Annotated in this window: 3 protein-coding genes; 2 read left to right on the top strand and 1 reads right to left on the bottom strand. The window is 61.8% G+C overall.

Features of this window, described 5'->3' with window-relative positions; genetic code table 11:
* Positions 1-125 precede the first annotated feature (125 nt).
* Positions 126-842 (bottom strand): response regulator transcription factor, encoded by a 717-nt coding sequence (locus tag HKL97_RS08380; RefSeq protein ID WP_291424297.1) that lies wholly within the window; start codon positions 840-842, stop codon positions 126-128.
* Between the two features lie 92 nt (positions 843-934).
* Here HKL97_RS08380 and ribA point away from each other — a divergent pair, with 92 nt between their 5' ends.
* Complete coding sequence (ribA, locus tag HKL97_RS08375; RefSeq protein WP_291424295.1) at positions 935-2,056, top strand: GTP cyclohydrolase II; 1,122 nt, start codon at positions 935-937, stop codon at positions 2,054-2,056.
* A complete protein-coding gene (locus HKL97_RS08370) occupies positions 2,049-2,540 on the top strand; it encodes a L,D-transpeptidase family protein (protein ID WP_363238614.1) in 492 nt (163 codons plus the stop codon). The genes ribA and HKL97_RS08370 overlap by 8 nt, the downstream gene beginning before the upstream one ends.
* The last annotated feature ends 150 nt before the right edge of the window (positions 2,541-2,690 follow it).

The raw sequence follows: 2,690 nt of genomic DNA, 5'->3' as shown, positions 1-2,690 counted from the left end.
CTCGCCGCGGACGGAAGGGACAAGCAGGCCACTGAAAACAAAGCGCGCGTGTCCCGCGCGGGAAGATATTTTGATGTTACGAATTTCAGAATCGGGACAGTAGAGCCGGATGACTTGCATCCACCTCAGGCGGCCGGGACGCTGCAGTCCGCGTTCAACCGGTAGCCCCCGCCCTCGGTCAGCAGCAGCCGGGAAACCGCGGGGTCCAGCTCGATCTTCTGGCGCAGCCGGTAGATATGGGTCTCCAGTGTGTGCGTGGTGACGGCGGCGTTATAGCCCCAGACCTCGTTAAGCAGCACCTGGCGCGATACAGGCTTGCCGGCGGCGCGATAGAGGAACTTCAGGATTGCGCTTTCCTTGTCGGTCAACCGTACTTTTTTGTTACGCCCGATGTCCGTCAATTGCTTCGCCGCGGGGCGGAATGTGTATGAACCGATGTTGAAAACCGCATCCTCCGAGCCCTCGAAAGCACGCATCTGCGCACGCAGGCGGGCCAGCAGCTCATTCAACCGGAACGGCTTGGCGACATAGTCATTGGCCCCTGCGTCCAGCCCGCTGACGACATCATTCTCCTCCATGTGTCCGGTGAGCAGGATGATCGGTGTCTTGATGCCTCTGACGCGCAATTTTTTGCAATAATCCCGGCCGTCGCCATCCGGCAGGCTGATATCGAGCAGAATCACATCGAAACGCGCATGCGTTCCGGCAAGCTGTTGCTCGGCCTGGGCCAGGCTGTCCGCCTCGGTAGGTTCGAATTCGCCGTCCTGTGCAAGCTGCTCCACCAGCACCGTTCTCAGGGCGGTGTCGTCGTCCACGACAAGAATTGAGTGCTGGCTGGCCATATTTCTCTCCGTTGATACTCTAAATATAGAGTTGTTTTGCGCCAGTGTCAGTACCTCTGGTAGAAGTACCATGAGCAGCTTATTTATAGGTTATGAAGACCGCTTTAAAACCTACCGGAAATGCACTGGGAACTCCGCGCACACGCGCCGTGCACCGCGCGATTGCGGAAGCTAGGCGCGGTGTGCCCGTTGTACTAGCCGCGCCTCAGCCCCTGATCATCGCCCCGGCTGAAACCGTTGGGGCGGAAGGGCTGCGGCTGATCGACCTACTCTCCAGCGGAGGGGCCATGCTGTTGCTGGCTCCCGCACGGGCTGCCGCTGTGTTGCAACGAGAAGTTGATTCCCACGCTCCGGCCATTGCCCTGAAACTAGCCCGCCCGCTGATTGATTCTGAAACACTCAAGCGCGTGGCAGACCCCACGATGGAACAGATTCTGCCCCATTTTGAACTGATGGACCCGCCAGCCGCCGCCACGGCGGCTCTGGCGCTGGGCAAGCTGGCGCGCCTGCTGCCTGCAATGGTGGTGGCGCCGGTGCGCCACGGCTGGGCCAGCGTACCGGCTGGGCATGATCTGCTGAGCGTGCCGGCGGAAGATCTGCTGGCCTATCCTCTAGAGCTGGCGGCCTCGCTCACCAAGGTGGCGGAGGTGGCGGTGCCGCTTGAGGATGCGCGGGATGCGCGGCTGATCGCCTTTCGCGCGCTGGACCAGGGGATTGAGCATATGGCCATCCTGGTGGGCGATCCGGCGGCGCAGGAGGCGCCTCTGGTGCGGGTACATTCGGAATGTTTCACCGGTGATTTGCTGGGAAGTTTGCGCTGCGATTGCGGGCCGCAACTGCGCGGGGCGATTGCCCGGATGGCGGCCGAAGGCGCCGGGGCGGTGCTGTATCTGGCGCAGGAGGGCCGGGGGATCGGGCTGATCAACAAATTGCGAGCCTATACGATGCAGGACCGTGGACTGGATACGCTGGATGCCAACCGGGCGCTGGGCTGGCAGGCGGATGAACGCAATTTCTCGATTGCCGCGGCGATGTTGCGCGCGCTGGGGATGACGCGGATACGATTGTTGACGAATAATCCTGAGAAGGTGGCCTCGCTGGAAGCCTGCGGGATAGAGGTGGTGGCGAGGGTGGCGCATGAGTTTGCGCCCAATGGCGTGAATGATGCGTATCTGGCAACCAAGGCCGCGCGGTTCGGGCATTATCTTGGTTGAGTTCTACTACCAGAACGGTTTGTTGCAGGGCGCTGGCCTGAAGTTGCGTGCGGTGTGCGGGCGCGCGGGCGTGAGCGGGCACAAGGTTGAGGGCGATGGCGCAACGCCGCTGGGGCGGCTGGAATTGTTGCGGGTGATGTATCGCGCTGACCGGATAAGGCCGCCGGCGTGTGTGGTGCCAGTTGAGCCGATTGGAAAGTTTGACGGCTGGTGCGACGATGTTGCCGATGCGGCGTATAACCGGCCGGTGAGCCTGCCCTACCCCGCCCGCCATGAGGCATTATGGCGCGCGGATGGGGTTTATGATGTGATCGGCGTGCTGGGGTGGAATCTGGCGCCGGTTGTGCCGGGGCGGGGCTCGGCGATTTTTCTGCATGTGGCGGCGGCGGATTTAGCACCGACGGCGGGGTGCGTGGCGCTGGAATTGAGGGATTTGCTGGCGGTGCTGGCGGCGGGGATAACGGCGGTTGAGGTGCGGGGTTAGGGCCTGATTAGTTTAAGTGCGATCTGGCTAGTGGGACACGGCATTTTCAATGACGTGTCCCACTAGTGTCCTGATCGATAAATAGGCTACATTCTGGCTGGGTTTTGTACGAGGAGGCTGGAATGGCGAAGGGGCGCGCGGTTGCTGTCG

The sequence above is a fragment of the Acidocella sp. genome (assembly GCF_013044125.1).
GTDB lineage: Bacteria > Pseudomonadota > Alphaproteobacteria > Acetobacterales > Acetobacteraceae > Acidocella.
This window is presented reverse-complemented; position numbering and strand designations above follow the sequence as displayed.